Source organism: Peribacillus sp. Hz7, assembly GCF_042136355.1.
Taxonomy (GTDB): domain Bacteria; phylum Bacillota; class Bacilli; order Bacillales; family DSM-1321; genus Peribacillus; species Peribacillus asahii_A.
In genome coordinates this window covers 1-13,890 of sequence record NZ_JBHHJV010000019.1, presented here as the reverse complement: position 1 = coordinate 13,890, position 13,890 = coordinate 1, and the positions used below count along the sequence as shown (strand labels likewise).

Genomic DNA, 13,890 nt, shown 5'->3' with positions numbered 1-13,890 from the left:
TTGGTTAGATTGCACAAAAAGATAAACAAATTCGCACATATTTGCTAATGAAGCCTGCGATGCTAAAACGTAAAATAGTAGTCAACTACAGAACAGTTGAAGGGAAGGATTGTGATGGCGATACCGCTAGAAACTATTTCAGGGAAAAACAATGTTGTCTCAATGATTGAATGGCTGGCTTCCTTTGGAGCTACAGCAAATGGAGGCGTCACTCGTTTACTATATTCGAAAGCATGGGTTCAAGCACAACAAGCATTAAAAGCAGAAATGAAATCGATTGGACTCGATGCATATTTTGATAGTGTAGGGAATTTATTCGGTCGATTAGACGGAACTGAATCAGATGGTAAAGCAATCTTAACAGGCTCTCATATTGACACGGTTGTTGATGGTGGAAAATATGATGGGGCTTACGGGGTTATTGCCAGTTTACTAGCTGTAAAAAGATTGAAAGCTAGGTATGGAACACCGAAAAAAACAATTGAGGTCGTGTCTTTATGCGAAGAAGAAGGCAGTCGTTTTCCATTAACATTTTGGGGTTCAAGAAACATTCAGGGTGCATACAGTCTGGATCAAGTACGAGTCGTAAAGGATTCAGAAGGGATTTCATTTCTTGATGCTATGAGGGAAGCGGGTTTTCCTCCGGAGAATTATCAATCACCTAAACGTCAGGATATTGAACGATTTGTTGAAGTTCATATCGAACAAGGTATTGTGTTAGAGAAGAATAAGAAATCATTAGGCATTGTAAGTCATATTGTTGGTCAACGTCGTTTTACGGTCACGATTGTTGGTGAAAGTAACCATGCTGGAACAACACCGATGTATTTTAGAAAAGATGCTGTCAGTGTTGCTTCGGAGCTTATTACTTTTTTAACAAAGCGTGCACAAGAAATCGATTCGCATTTAGTAGCAACCGTTGGGAAGATAGTGGTTAAGCCGAATGTTCCGAATGTAGTTGCTGGAGAAATTGAATTTAGTCTAGATATTCGTCATCATCAAGAAGAAGTGTTACAGCGATATTGCCAAGAACTCTTTGCATATATGGAAGAAAAAGTAGAGAAAGCAGGTATGACCATCACGATTTCGAAATGGATGGATGTAAAGCCTGTTGAATTGAATCGTGAAATGAATACAGTAATTCAGCAATTGGCTGATACACACCAGATTTCCTATCAAAATATGATAAGCGGCGCTGGACATGATTCGCAAGTATTTGGAAGTTTTTGTCCAACGAACCTGATTTTTATTCCTAGTCATAATGGAATTAGCCATTCTCCAAGAGAGTTTACGAGCGTTGAAGATTTAGAAACAGGAATCGAGATTTTAAGTGAAATATTATATAAATTAGCGTATTAAAGGGAGCTGACAATCATGAAATATTCTGAACTACATACCCCGCTAAGAACGATTATGACGCCGGGGCCAGTTGAAGTTGATCCACGAGTGCTACGAGCAATGAGCACACCTATATTAGGACAATTTGATCCTGCTTTTACAAACATCATGAATGAGGTTATGGAGATGCTTCGCCAACTTTTTCAAACGAATAATCGTTGGGCATTTCCAGTAGATGGGACATCAAGGTCAGGAAACGAAGCGGTTCTTTGCAGCATTATTGAACCGGGAGATCGTGTATTAGTACCGATTTTCGGTCGGTTTGGTCATTTGTTTGTCGAGATTTGCGAACGTTATGGTGCTGAAGTACACACGATAGAATGTCCTTGGGGAGAAGTATTTGAACCGGAAGAGGTTATTGAGGAAATTAAAAAAGTTTCACCGAAGATCGTGGCGCTAGTTCATGGGGAAACGTCAACAGGGTGCATGCAGCCATTGAAGGAGATTGGTCAGGCGTGTCGAGAGCTAGATGTTCTTCTAGTCGTTGATGCGGTTGCTTCAATTGGCGGTACAGATATTAAAGTAGATGAATGGTGTATTGATGCTATGATTGGCGGTACTCAAAAATGTTTATCGGTACCCTCTGGTATGGCACCGATTACGTATAACGATAGAATTGAGAAAATTCTGTCAGAAAGAAAAAAAGTAGAGCGCGGGATTGCGACAGCGGAGGACTTACAACAAGTTCGAAAGGGTATACCGATTAAAAGTAATTATTTTGATTTAAGTATGCTTCAAGATTATTGGGGACCGCGCCGCTTGAATCATCATACAGAAGCAACCTCAATGTTGTACGCGCTTCGAGAGGGATTACGTCTCGTTTTGGAAGAAGGGCTAGAAGAGAGATTTGAGCGTCATGCCTTTCATGAAGCGGCATTAGTTGCTGGTCTAGAAGCAATGGGGTTAACCTTGTTCGGAAGTCGCAAACATAAGCTGCCTTGTGTCACGTGTATCGAAATTCCTTCAGGCATAGACGGGGAATCCGTACGCAGTATGTTATTAAATCAATTTGGGATTGAAATTGCGTCTTCATTTGGACCGCTTCAAGGAAAGATTTGGAGAATTGGAACGATGGGTTATAGCTGTCGAAAGGAAAATGTTTTGTTTGTGCTAGGTGCTTTAGAGGCGGTGTTATTGCGTCACGGTTTTGAAGTGAAGCGAGGAGAAGCGTTACAAGCCGCTCTTAATGTTTACATGGCGGAAGTGAAAGAGCCTGTGAAGGAGGAGTAAGAGTATGGAGACATACGATCTAATTATCCGTGATGGCTTAGTTGTGTTACCGACGGAAGTTAAACGAACGAATATTGCGGTGAAAGATGGAGTGATTGTTGAGATTGCCGATCATCTTGTTGGAGAGGCTGCAGCGGAATGGCGAGCAGATGGTCAATATGTTTTTCCAGGGATGATTGATGTTCATGTTCATTTCAGTGAGCCGGGACGTGCGCATTGGGAAGGATTTGAAACGGGATCGCAAATGATGGCAGCAGGAGGCTGTACAACGTATTTCGATATGCCGCTGAATGGGATTCCTTCAACGGTCCATAAAGAAGCATTGCTTGAGAAAGCGGATATGGCTGCTCGAAAATCATCTATTGATTTTGGATTATGGGGCGGACTTGTCCCAGGAAATATTGCGGATTTAAGAGAGCTTGCGGAGTCCGGAGTAGTAGGGTTTAAAGCCTTTCTTTCAGCGTCTGGTAATGAAGAGTTTGAACGAGTGGACGATCTAACCTTATTGAACGGGATGAAGACGATTGCTTCATTAGGCAAAGTATTGGCATTGCATGCTGAAAGTGAGGCAATCACAAGCTGGTTACAAGCAGAAAAAGTTCAGGCAGGGCTAATCAGTGCAAAGGACTATGCTGCTGCAAGACCGGTGCTTGCGGAAGTAGAGGCGGTAGAACGAGCATTAACGTATGCAGAATTAACGGGATGCCCGCTCCATTTTGTTCACATTAGCAGTGCGGCGGCTGTTGAAAAAATTGAGCAGGCGAAAAAACGAGGGCTTAATGTTACAGTAGAAACTTGTCCGCACTATTTACTGTTTAGTGATGAGGCTGTTGTAGAAAAAGGACCAGTTGCAAAATGTGCACCACCGTTACGATCTCAATCTGAACAAGAAAAGCTTATCGAATTATTTAAAGAAGGCAAATTTGATATGATTTCTTCCGATCATTCACCTTGTCCGTATGAATTGAAGGATCCAGCGGTTCATAGTTTTTTTGAAGCTTGGGGAGGAATTAGCGGCGGCCAATTTTCATTGCTGTCTGTCATTCAATTGGCAATCGAGCATGATATTCCTTTTTTCAAAATAGCTGAAGTAACCGCTGCTGCTCCTGCAAAAAGATTTGGATTATCAGCTACGAAAGGGAGCATACAGGTCGGAATGGATGCTGATTTTGCCATTGTTTCCTTGAAGGAGCCGTTTATGGTGACAGAGGATCGATTCTTTGCGAAGCATAAGCAAACGATTTATAACGGTCATACATTTCCTTGTACAGTCGTCGCCACAATGAATCGTGGACGTGTTGTGTATCATAGAGGAGGCTTTAGTAAATATAAAGGAAAATGGATGAAGAACAAGCGAAAAGAAGAGCCGGCTATTATTTTTAAATAAAGTGAAACTTCCGTATATGAAAAAAGTTAGAAACTCTTCATATTCGCTAGCATTTAATTGATATGTATGTAGAAAGCTTTCATCATCCATTGACCGGTATTCGTATATGCTGCTATTGAGTTGCAAAAATGCATGATACTTTTTTGTGTCATGCGCTTTTTGATTAAACTTTACTTCAAAGCCGCACTAGTTCAGGTAACATGGCTGGTATTTTAAAAGACTGAGAATGTTCATATGTAGAACACTTTGTCATAAAGTCTTCGAACATTTTACAATCATAGACACTTATGTGAGAGAATTTATGAATGTTCCCCATTGTATTTATCGCACGCCTTAACCATTAAACTTGTAAGAAATCACTTTATGGCACCCATCGATTTTATGTCTATGTCTACGGAAACATTAATGTTTGATTCCGCAAGAGCTTCACCCCAATGCTCCTCAACTTTTTTATATTGTTCATATTGATAGGCTCTCGCATAAAGTCCGAGTCCGATTGGATCAATTTTATTTTCTTGGATTTTCTTAATAAGACCCACAAATCGAGAGTTTAATTCTTTCTCAATCATCTTCTCCAGTTCTTTTTCTTTTACCTTACCTACAGGAAATAATTGTTCTACAATAGTTACGGTCATATGAATCTTATAGTTGAAATGAAATTTATGCTGGTCGTATTTGGTCTTTACTTTGGATTTAACCCGATTAACATCTATACTTAACTCGTTCTTATTAAAGATTCCTCCCTTGTCATCCAACGATTTCATCGGAATGGTAAGGGTTAATTCTTGCTTCTGTTCCTCCTTTAAGATAAGCAGGAGTGACGAATCTTGAATACCAAGAGTGTCAACATACTTTCCATTCTCATTCAACAATGACACTCCAACGAATTCAAGATTTTTTTCTTTTTTTATTTCCGAAATTGAAGAAGTCAATCCCTTCTCGTACATTTGTCTATGGAGCACCTGAAGAGTATTATTTACAGTTCTTGATCTCTCATTGTTTTTATCGATGGTTTCCTTCAAATGCAAAGCTAATTGTGGTTTATCTGCTGGGTTATAAAAAATAACGTCAGATACAGGACCATCAACTACAATGACTCTTGTATTTATGGAAAAGGTAGGATTCCGATATACCGTATCCAAGATAGAAAACCAATCTTCATGTTCTAGTACTCGTTTTCCTAACAGTAATACTTGAATTTTCGCAGCAGTGACCTCTCCTGTTGCCAAAGCATCAAAATATTTCCTAGATCCCCGTATTGATTCTGCCTTTAATTCGTAGGTTTCAATATTTTTTTTGGCATCTTTATTAAAGACTGGACTTGATTCAGAAATGATTAGATTATTTTGATCATCGAGATCAACACCAAGTATCAAGGAAATCGTTAAATCCTCTAGTGGGACATGTCTTCCACAGCTTGAAAGTATCGCGATAAGAAAAATGAAAAGAATGGCAAGACACATGCGTTTCATTTAATTGTCCTCCTTTTAAAAAGCCCGTGCACCCAGACATATCCCCATAAACATAAAGGAAAAGCAAACGCAAGAATCATTCCAGCTTGTTCGGTTACTTGCTGAAGGTGGGTATTTCCATCAAAACTAGGAGGAAATAACACAACAACTGCAAATTCAATTAGCAAAAACCAGGCTAAATGTCTACTATGATCTTGTTTTCCAACCAACTGACTTGTACAAAATACTGTCATAAACATGAATGGCAGGACCGTTGTAGACATCACAAATAAATAAAAAGAAAAAAATACAATTTCCAGTCTTTCGATAAATTTAAATTCAAGAACCTTTAACATCTCGATTGTAGGTTCATTATATATGGTAATTTCATCAGGACTATAAAAGACAAAGGCTCCTATAGTGACCATTAAGAATGCGAGCAACGAAAGTGTATTAGCAATAACAACTCCTATAGAGGCTTTCTCCTTCTTTTGTAAAAAAGGATAGAGAAAAAATACTATTTCAAAACCTAAAAAAGAAAAAATGGCCGTTTTTACAGTGGTGATAATTGGTAACCACCCTTCCTTAAGAACCGGAAATAAATGAAGCCAATGGGCATATTGTAAAGGAATTAAATAAATGATAATCGTCCACAATGTCATGAAAAAAATGAGTTCAGAATACCTGCCTAATATATTGATGTTTTTCCGAGCGATTTGATAGCTAGGAATTGATAACAGCAAAATTAATACGTATACCTCGGTACGGGGTAAAATCCATGCTTGGATAAAGAGAGCCTCTCTAATAAAAACAACATTAGCCAATAAAGCAAAATACAATGCAAATATGATAGTAGCTGCCCTTCCAATCCATTTTCCGAAATAATGGGTTAAAAGATCAAGGATTGTTCCATTCGGGTATTTCTTCATAATTTGGATAATGATTAAACTAGACATTGTCGCAAGAAACCAAGAAATGATAATGACTATCCAGCCATCTGTCCCTGCTTTTTGAGCTAATTCACGTGGCAGGGTTAATACGCCAACCCCCATTTGCACTCCGTGAATCAATAAAATAAATTGCATCAATGTAATTTTATTGTTTATGTTTATCATCATTGCTCGTCATCCTTTGGACGATTGGAATTTGCTTTTATCATTTGAATGGCTTTTGTGCTTAAAGGGCGCTTATTGATTGACCACTGTGGAAATCGAATAAATACGTCCTTCCAATCTGGAAATCGTAAAGGTGCAATTGGACTGCCGTACGGAGTTCCTAAAGATTCAAGCGCAATGAAATGTCCTAGTAAGATCATTAAACCAACCGTAAGTCCCACAAATCCGAACAACGAAGCAAGTATCATCATTGGGAACCGGATGATTCGAATGGCTGAACCCATTTCATAATTGGGAATAATAAAAGAGGCCACGGCTGTCAAAGCTACAACAATCACCATGATATTACTTACAATTCCTGCATCTACAGCCGCTTGACCAATGACAATACCGCCAACAATCCCTACCGTTTGTCCAATTTTAGTTGGAAGTCGGATCCCCGCCTCCCTTAGCATTTCTAAAGTAAGCTCCATAATAAATGCTTCAATATAAGGAGGAAAGGGAATCCGTTCTCTTGATGCGCCTAAGGACAATAGCAGCTTTAAAGGGATGACTTCAAAATGAAAGGAAATAATGGCGATATATGTAGCAGGTAGAAATATGGCCATAAAAAAACCGAAATATCTCATTAGACGAATAAAAGAAGCGACCATCCAGCGGGAGCTATAATCATCTATGGTTTTGAAGAAGGAATCAAATGTTACGGGTCCGATTATTACATTCGGTGATCGGTCTACCACTGTTGCGATTCTTCCTTGTAAAATCTCTGAAGCCGCAAAATCAGGACGTTCTGTCAGTAATAGTTGCGGAAAAGGAGAGTATGGATGATCTTCAATGTATTCTGCAAGTACACCCGCGTTTATAATGCTATCGACATCCACTTTCTGTATTCGTTCCTCAAGCTCCTTCAACACTTCTGGATTCGCGACATCTGCTAGATACAAGATAGATAGCTTCAATTTCCCCCTTTCACCAACAGTCATTTCTTTTATTTTCAGTTCCCGGTTGCGAATCTGATTACGAATTAGCGCAACATTATCATTTCCGGTCTCGGTAAATCCAACATGTGGTCCAGTTAGGGAAGATTCTATTGGTGTATCTTCAATAGGTCTTTTAGGAAAATTAGTCGTATCATATATATAGGCTTCTGTACGTTTATCTACAAACAAGACGCATTCACCATTTAAAATCGCGCTCTCAATTTGTGGCCACGTATTCGTTTCTTTGATGTGACCAAGTGATATTCTTAAATCAGATTCACTATTATTCTTGCCATCCTCAAATAAAAGTGGGTTCAGCACATGATCAAAAATTGTTGTACTATCGGTTATTCCACTCAAATAAACTAGTGCTGCTTGGCTCTGTGTTTGTTTTATCACTAAATACCTCACAATGAGATCTGGTGCATCGCAAAAAATGGAATGAACTTCTGCAATATTGTCCATTAATTCGGAGCTTATCAGACCTTGGTGGAGGCTATTATTAAGTTGTTGAGAAGAACTGGGTTTCTGATTGTATCTTCGAAAAAATAGCATTAAGGATTCCACCTAATATTATGATGATTTAGTTTGTATCTTAGGTTGGAAAATCATGCATTTGTTTTCTTTTTAAAAGCACATTATGTCATAACCGTAATAAGGATAGTGCTGGTTAACCGTGTTATATGGTATAGTTCCTTATGTTAAAATAGAGGTAACAAAAGATTGACTCTTCTATTTGCGATATTATACGATATAACGAGTTAATAGAAATGTAAGGACGGTAAGCGGGGGCGTGCCTAGATATTCAAATAGGGGCTCCTTCTTTTATGTATGTGAAAGGACAAACAATATGGAAGACATCATTCTTAGTATGATTGAAGCGTTTAAATCATTATCTTATTTTGGCGTTATGCTCGCTTTATGTTTTGAATTTGTGCCGGCTGAGTTGGTGCTGCCTCTTGCAGGATACTGGGTGTATCAAGGCGATATGAACTTATATGTCGTTATTCTCTTTGGAACTATCGGGGGGGTACTTGGTCCTTTGACGCTTTATGCGTTAGGAAGATATGGAGGGCGCCCGCTTGTTAAGAAGTATGGAAAGTATTTTTTAATTAAGGAAGAACAAATCGATAAAGCGGATCGCTTTTTTGATAAGTATGGTGCAAGCATCGCCTTTTTTGGGCGCTTTGTTCCAGGGATTCGGACTGCGATTTCATTGCCATGCGGCATCATGAAGATGAGCGTATGGAAGTTTTGTGTATATACTTTTTTTGCTATGCTGCCCGTAACCGCAGCTTATGTCTATTTAGGGTATAAACTTGGACCGCGTTGGGAGCAGGCTGGTGAAATTTTCTCTCAATATGCAAACTATTTATTAATTCCGATTTTCTTGTTTGTTGTTTGGCTTATTGTGAAAGCGAGAAAAAATAAACAGAAAGGTGCCTAACAAGAGGCACCTTTTTGTTTTTCTTAGAAGCAGCCGCCAAATCCCCAACTAGCACCAATAATAATTAACAAAATAAATAAAACAACTAGCAATGCAAAGCCAGAGCTGTGTCCACCACAGCCTCCATCAACATGACCACCCATTTGTGCATTCCTCCTTTGAAGCCTAGAATACATTCATACTATGCCAACTAGGCTGCATTGTTTATTGTATTGAGAAAAATGGGCGGACTTTTCATCCTTCTCATAGGATTTAACAGTTTGGATAAAATAAGTCTCAAATAAAGAACGGAGGCTTAACTTATGAAAGAAAAGAATCTGACTTTACAGAAAAAGGAAGAACCCTTAGACCAGCATAGTTTTGTTTGCAGTGATGAATTATTTGAAAAAGACCTGAGAGCTATTGTAGATGATACGGCTCGTGCTGAGGATGAAACTTCCATGTAAATGAGAAAAAGAGCTGGCTAAGCTCTTTTTTACTTTAAGGCTCTGTTGATGCTTGGCTCATTTTCGTTCTGCCCCCATGAAACGCCCTCAATTGTATAATCAGCAATATTAGTTAACAAAGCCTATTTTAAAGGGGGACAGTCAACATGTTCTTGACACATTTCTAAAGTATGCTAAAGCTATGTCTGTCAGGAGCTGTTACCTTCAATGGCGCTTGTTTTGTCAATTGATTATAATCTAGGGAGAGGGGGCGTCCGATTAGTATGAAAAAGATATTAGTGGTGGAAGATGAAATCGCCATTTCTATGGTGTTGAAAGCCTATTTACAGCGTGCGGGGTTTGAAGTAATTCAAGTATATGATGGGCTTAAAGCAATGTCTGTATTTACGGATATTCAGCCGGATCTTGTGTTATTAGATGTCATGTTGCCGGGAAAAGAGGGCTGGGACATCCTTACTGAAATTCGTGAGGAAAGTGCATGTCCAGTGATTATGTTAACAGCCTTAACGGATGTAGATTATCGATTATCTGGCTTTCAATCGGGGGCGGATGATTATATTGCTAAACCGTTTGTAGCGGATGAAGTTGTTGCAAGGGTACAAGCGGTATTGCGTCGGTCGCCCCGTTTTGTTACGGATGAAGGTGAAGAGCATATTCGTAAGTTTGGAAGATTACGTGTAGACTTTCAGGCCTATACTGTAGAGCTAGACAATAAGGAAGTCAATTTAACTCCACGCGATTTGTCGTTGTTTCTTTTCTTTGCGAAGCATCCTAATCAAATTTTTACAAGGGAGCAGTTGATTGAACATGTTTGGGGAATGGATTACGGCGGAAGCGATCGAGCGGTTGACTTGGCGATTAAACGTCTAAGGAAGGCGCTTGAAGAGTGGCCTGAGTCAGAAGGGGAAATTAAAACGTTGCGTGGATTGGGGTATCAGTTAAGTGTCTATCAAAGTTAAAAAACGGACGACATTATTACGATATTGGACTACTAGATATATTATTACTTTGATGACAGGTGTGCTTATTTTATCGCTTTTTTCTTTATGGTGGATGGAAAAAACAGCACTGGAATATCGTTTAAGCCTGCTTAAGTATTTAGCAGATGAAACAGCCGATCGTGCGATTAAGGATAATGGACAAATTGTTGTTGGACCAATGTTGGCTGAAATTATTGAAGAACGGGAAAAAATTCTTCATTTGGATCAACAGCCTATTATTTATATTGTGGATGTGGACGGTAATATTATTTATACGATGCCGCAATTATACATTAAGCCTGAGGACAGGCAGCTTCCGTCTATCATTATGGATAGTAAGGATATCATGCAAAGAGTTGAAATAAAGGAAGATAGTCAATTATATGTGATTAAGTCTCCAATTAATTTTGACTATGAGACAAAAGGATGGGTCGTAATCGCTCAAGAAGAAGGGGCGTTGAAGGAAGTAAACCAAGATCACGGCTGGTTGGCGATGATGATGGGGGCAGTACTTGTATTAGGCTGTAGTGTCATTTATGTTCTTTCACGAAAAATATCACGCCCTATTCAAAATGTTGCGAATGCTGCCGTTCAAGTACGCAAAGGAAATTATGATACTAACTTAAAAGAAGAAGAAGCCCGTGAAGAAGAGATTTATGAATTGGTGGAGTCATTTAAGGCGATGACAAGTCGATTGAAACAAAGTGATAAAATGAGAGCTGAAATGCTTGCTGGGGTGACCCATGATTTAAAAACCCCCGTAACTTCTATAAGTGGACTTATTCAGGCTGTAAAAGATGATGTCGTGACAGGGGAGGAAAGAAAGGAATTTTTAGATATATCTTTAAAAGAAACGCAGCGTTTGCAACGAATGATTGAAGATTTGCTGGATTATAATGCAATGTCTTCAGGCTCTTTTAAAATGCAAGTAGAAAAAGAAAATATGAATCAATTTATTCAGGAAATTTCCCATCGTTGGAAGGTTACGCAGGAAGAACAACATATTGAATTAGTTGTTCATCTTCCTGATGAAGTTCTATTCGGGCGAATCGATTCATTAAGAATGCAGCAAATTATGATTAATTTGTTGAATAATGCTAAACAAGCAATAGAAGGTAAAGGAAGTATTAGCCTGCTTGTATATGAAGCGGACGAAGCTTTAATCGGTATTGATATTCAAGATGATGGAAGAGGGATACCTAAACATGAACAGGACTTTATATTTGAACCATTTTATCGCGGGGAAAATAAAAAATTGAAAATTCGCGGTTTAGGATTAGGGCTTCCGTTTAGCAGAATGCTGGCTAAAGCACAAAATGGTGACCTCGTTTTAAAAGAAAGCAGTGAGCAGGGAACGACTTTCACTTTATATATTGAAAAAGACAGCCAGGCATAATATAAAAAGCCTTTTCCAAAACTAAGGAAAAGGCTTTTTGTTGTTATACTAATTGACTGATTGCTTGCCATAATTGAAGGTGGCGAGCTTTTCTAGGAAGAAAGCGGCCCATTTCTTCTTCGTTGTACCCTGCATGTAGGTTTTTTTCATCAAAAATAATAGGGCGGCGAAGAAGGTCAGGATTTTGTTGAATTAATTCACACAGCTCATTTAAAGGGATACTATTGATATCCATTTTTAAGTTCTTAAATTTTTTAGAACGTGTCGAGATGATTTCATCTGTTCCACCTTCTGTTTTTTGTAAAATAGCTTTAATTTCTTTGACAGAAAGAGGTTGTGAGAATAAGTTGCGTTCTGTATAAATAATGTCGTTTTTTTGAAGCCAGGCTTTCGCTTTACGACAAGCCAAACTGCTTGGAGTAGTATAAATTGTAACCATTTCACATCGACTCCTTTATATTTTCTTCTCTATTTAAGTGAGTTATTGTATTGGATGATGATACATTTACTTTAACCTTGTTATGTGTCAGCAGTATGTCAAGAATAAAATTCTTTTTTTTTTCGAATATACTAAAGGCGATTGTGGTACAATGTACAACATGATTTAGAGGAAATGAGGATGAGTGTTTGTTAACGTTTGCAGAAAAATTAGCTATTATTGAATCTTTTCCACAGCTACAAAGAAAAGATGTGTCATTAGGACGTGTTAATTTTCACTTTGAAGAAAGTGTGTATGATAGAAAAGTTGTAGTGCAGCATTTACATCCAAACGGTAATGGATTTGTTTATGCAGGTCATTTATCTCCTAACATGACCGATAAAAAAGGGATGGTTAATATCCGTGAATATTCAGAGGAAGAGCTTCGAACAGTAGTAGAAGACAGCATCGCTTATTTATCGCACTTTGACGAAGCGGAAGAAATGGTGGACGAATTTGCTGATCTTGAAGGCGTTTGGATAGGGCCGGAAAAGCAAGAGTTAACGCTTGCTCAAGAAGATTTACTCTGGAATATATATGCAGGAGTGAATCTTGAGGAATGTTTTGAATCACCGATTGAAGCAGAACGTTACTTATTGGAAGAGGGATTTCGTAAAAAAAAGAGCTAAATTCGTGGGATTTTGGCGGAATTTGTCGTTGAATTATTAAGGGATAACCTTGTTTTTTTAAGCATCTGCATGATATACTATAGATAATTATTTTTGTTCGGAATAAGATTGATAGAAGGAAGTACCGTTATAGGTTTCCTCTTGAGACATTATCCAGAATCAAGAATAGTAATAAAATGGATTTTTTCCAAATGGGAGGCACTACAATGGTACAAGGTAAAGTAAAATGGTTTAACGCAGAAAAAGGTTTCGGTTTCATCGAAGTTGAAGGTCAAGACGACGTATTCGTACACTTCTCAGCTATCCAAGGTGAAGGTTTCAAAACTCTTGAAGAAGGTCAAGACGTGACTTTCGAAATCGAGCAAGGCGCTCGTGGACCACAAGCTGCTAACGTTCAAAAATAATTGAACGCTAAGAAAAGACTCCGTTTATCGGAGTCTTTTTATTTTGTGCTATTCTTGTCCTTTAATAGCTGATCTAGCTTTTCTTCGATTCTATTTGTTTGCTGCCGTTGCTTTGTAAGATATGTAATAAATAGGATAATAAGAACAATCGGTACTACGAGAGAAATAAGGAAGACTACTTGAAAAATAATATCTCCAATATTAAAGTGCATCTTACAATCCCCTGCCTTTCGTCAATATATTATACCAATAAATGGAGTAACGGAGAGTGTTTTATGGAAAATACCTAAAAAGTACCTCTGTTTTTATAGCTATTCCTCATAGTAAACTATGAAAGTTATAATGTTTAAAATTAGAGAGGAATAGCAAATAGTGAAAAAATTATTTGGCTTTCTTATTATATTAAGCTTTCTTTGGATAAGTCTATGGATAGGCTACACTTAGTTGGACAGAAATTTTAAGGTCAAGTAGACTACAGTTAATATAAACGAGGAGAACCTACCATGACCAAAAGAGAGCGGAGAACATTTACACAAGAATTTAAACAAC

At 38.3% G+C, this 13,890-nt stretch carries 15 protein-coding genes; 9 read left to right on the top strand and 6 right to left on the bottom strand.

What is annotated here, in order from left to right:
* The first annotated feature begins 114 nt into the window (after positions 1-114).
* The 3 genes from allC to ACE199_RS18905 are packed head-to-tail and all read left to right on the top strand — an operon-like array spanning position 115 to position 4,015.
* On the top strand, positions 115-1,359 hold the full coding sequence (gene allC, locus ACE199_RS18915) for an allantoate deiminase (protein WP_375351145.1): 1,245 nt from the start codon (positions 115-117) through the stop codon (positions 1,357-1,359).
* A gap of 15 nt (positions 1,360-1,374) precedes the next feature.
* The gene (locus tag ACE199_RS18910; RefSeq protein ID WP_375351144.1) at positions 1,375-2,628 is read left to right on the top strand and encodes a pyridoxal-phosphate-dependent aminotransferase family protein; all 1,254 of its coding nucleotides are present in this window, start codon (positions 1,375-1,377) and stop codon (positions 2,626-2,628) included.
* A 4-nt stretch (positions 2,629-2,632) separates the two neighbouring features.
* Positions 2,633-4,015, top strand: coding sequence for an allantoinase (locus ACE199_RS18905; RefSeq protein WP_375351143.1), 1,383 nt, complete (start codon positions 2,633-2,635; stop codon positions 4,013-4,015).
* 356 nt (positions 4,016-4,371) lie between these two features.
* Here ACE199_RS18905 and ACE199_RS18900 read toward each other — a convergent pair whose 3' ends face one another.
* From ACE199_RS18900 to ACE199_RS18890, 3 genes are read right to left on the bottom strand one after another with little or no spacing between them, the layout of a single operon-like run.
* Entirely contained in the window at positions 4,372-5,487 is a 1,116-nt protein-coding gene (locus ACE199_RS18900) for a Ger(x)C family spore germination protein (RefSeq protein WP_375351142.1), read from the bottom strand.
* Positions 5,484-6,584 (bottom strand): GerAB/ArcD/ProY family transporter, encoded by a 1,101-nt coding sequence (locus ACE199_RS18895; protein WP_375351141.1) that lies wholly within the window; start codon positions 6,582-6,584, stop codon positions 5,484-5,486. The genes ACE199_RS18900 and ACE199_RS18895 overlap by 4 nt, the downstream gene beginning before the upstream one ends.
* Positions 6,581-8,116 carry a spore germination protein gene (locus tag ACE199_RS18890; RefSeq protein WP_375351140.1) on the bottom strand — a complete coding sequence of 512 codons (1,536 nt, stop codon included), beginning with the start codon at positions 8,114-8,116 and terminating at the stop codon, positions 6,581-6,583. Before ACE199_RS18890 ends, ACE199_RS18895 begins: the two co-directional genes overlap by 4 nt.
* Positions 8,117-8,411: 295 nt before the next feature.
* On the opposite strand from ACE199_RS18890, the gene ACE199_RS18885 reads away from it, so the two are divergent.
* Positions 8,412-9,008, top strand: coding sequence for a DedA family protein (locus ACE199_RS18885; RefSeq protein WP_252289050.1), 597 nt, complete (start codon positions 8,412-8,414; stop codon positions 9,006-9,008).
* A 23-nt stretch (positions 9,009-9,031) separates the two neighbouring features.
* On the opposite strand, the gene ACE199_RS18880 is transcribed toward ACE199_RS18885, so the two are convergent.
* Complete coding sequence (locus ACE199_RS18880; protein ID WP_375351139.1) at positions 9,032-9,151, bottom strand: YjcZ family sporulation protein; 120 nt, start codon at positions 9,149-9,151, stop codon at positions 9,032-9,034.
* 159 nt (positions 9,152-9,310) lie between these two features.
* Here ACE199_RS18880 and ACE199_RS18875 point away from each other — a divergent pair, with 159 nt between their 5' ends.
* From ACE199_RS18875 to ACE199_RS18865, 3 genes are all read left to right on the top strand, one after another.
* Complete coding sequence (locus ACE199_RS18875; RefSeq protein WP_375351138.1) at positions 9,311-9,454, top strand: hypothetical protein; 144 nt, start codon at positions 9,311-9,313, stop codon at positions 9,452-9,454.
* A 263-nt stretch (positions 9,455-9,717) separates the two neighbouring features.
* Entirely contained in the window at positions 9,718-10,413 is a 696-nt protein-coding gene (locus ACE199_RS18870; RefSeq protein ID WP_375351137.1) for a response regulator transcription factor, read from the top strand.
* The gene (locus ACE199_RS18865; RefSeq protein ID WP_375351136.1) at positions 10,397-11,830 is read left to right on the top strand and encodes a HAMP domain-containing sensor histidine kinase; all 1,434 of its coding nucleotides are present in this window, start codon (positions 10,397-10,399) and stop codon (positions 11,828-11,830) included. The genes ACE199_RS18870 and ACE199_RS18865 overlap by 17 nt, the downstream gene beginning before the upstream one ends.
* A gap of 43 nt (positions 11,831-11,873) precedes the next feature.
* Here ACE199_RS18865 and spx read toward each other — a convergent pair whose 3' ends face one another.
* Positions 11,874-12,269 carry a transcriptional regulator Spx gene (spx, locus tag ACE199_RS18860; RefSeq protein WP_375351135.1) on the bottom strand — a complete coding sequence of 132 codons (396 nt, stop codon included), beginning with the start codon at positions 12,267-12,269 and terminating at the stop codon, positions 11,874-11,876.
* Positions 12,270-12,457: 188 nt separating this feature from the next.
* Here spx and ACE199_RS18855 point away from each other — a divergent pair, with 188 nt between their 5' ends.
* Together ACE199_RS18855 and ACE199_RS18850 are read left to right on the top strand one after the other, a co-directional pair.
* Positions 12,458-12,937 carry a hypothetical protein gene (locus ACE199_RS18855; protein ID WP_252293123.1) on the top strand — a complete coding sequence of 160 codons (480 nt, stop codon included), beginning with the start codon at positions 12,458-12,460 and terminating at the stop codon, positions 12,935-12,937.
* A gap of 206 nt (positions 12,938-13,143) precedes the next feature.
* Entirely contained in the window at positions 13,144-13,341 is a 198-nt protein-coding gene (locus tag ACE199_RS18850; RefSeq protein ID WP_110928937.1) for a cold-shock protein, read from the top strand.
* Between the two features lie 38 nt (positions 13,342-13,379).
* On the opposite strand, the gene ACE199_RS18845 is transcribed toward ACE199_RS18850, so the two are convergent.
* A complete protein-coding gene (locus tag ACE199_RS18845; protein ID WP_375351134.1) occupies positions 13,380-13,553 on the bottom strand; it encodes an SNARE domain-containing protein in 174 nt (57 codons plus the stop codon).
* Positions 13,554-13,890: the final 337 nt, after the last annotated feature.

Coding starts and splice junctions, on each gene's coding strand:
- allC (WP_375351145.1), top strand. CDS start 115: ATGGCGATACCGCTAGAAACTATTTCAGGGAAAAACAATGTTGTCTCA.
- ACE199_RS18910 (WP_375351144.1), top strand. CDS start 1,375: ATGAAATATTCTGAACTACATACCCCGCTAAGAACGATTATGACGCCG.
- ACE199_RS18905 (WP_375351143.1), top strand. CDS start 2,633: ATGGAGACATACGATCTAATTATCCGTGATGGCTTAGTTGTGTTACCG.
- ACE199_RS18900 (WP_375351142.1), bottom strand. CDS start 5,487: ATGAAACGCATGTGTCTTGCCATTCTTTTCATTTTTCTTATCGCGATA.
- ACE199_RS18895 (WP_375351141.1), bottom strand. CDS start 6,584: ATGATGATAAACATAAACAATAAAATTACATTGATGCAATTTATTTTA.
- ACE199_RS18890 (WP_375351140.1), bottom strand. CDS start 8,116: ATGCTATTTTTTCGAAGATACAATCAGAAACCCAGTTCTTCTCAACAA.
- ACE199_RS18885 (WP_252289050.1), top strand. CDS start 8,412: ATGGAAGACATCATTCTTAGTATGATTGAAGCGTTTAAATCATTATCT.
- ACE199_RS18880 (WP_375351139.1), bottom strand. CDS start 9,151: ATGGGTGGTCATGTTGATGGAGGCTGTGGTGGACACAGCTCTGGCTTT.
- ACE199_RS18875 (WP_375351138.1), top strand. CDS start 9,311: ATGAAAGAAAAGAATCTGACTTTACAGAAAAAGGAAGAACCCTTAGAC.
- ACE199_RS18870 (WP_375351137.1), top strand. CDS start 9,718: ATGAAAAAGATATTAGTGGTGGAAGATGAAATCGCCATTTCTATGGTG.
- spx (WP_375351135.1), bottom strand. CDS start 12,269: ATGGTTACAATTTATACTACTCCAAGCAGTTTGGCTTGTCGTAAAGCG.
- ACE199_RS18850 (WP_110928937.1), top strand. CDS start 13,144: ATGGTACAAGGTAAAGTAAAATGGTTTAACGCAGAAAAAGGTTTCGGT.
- ACE199_RS18845 (WP_375351134.1), bottom strand. CDS start 13,553: ATGCACTTTAATATTGGAGATATTATTTTTCAAGTAGTCTTCCTTATT.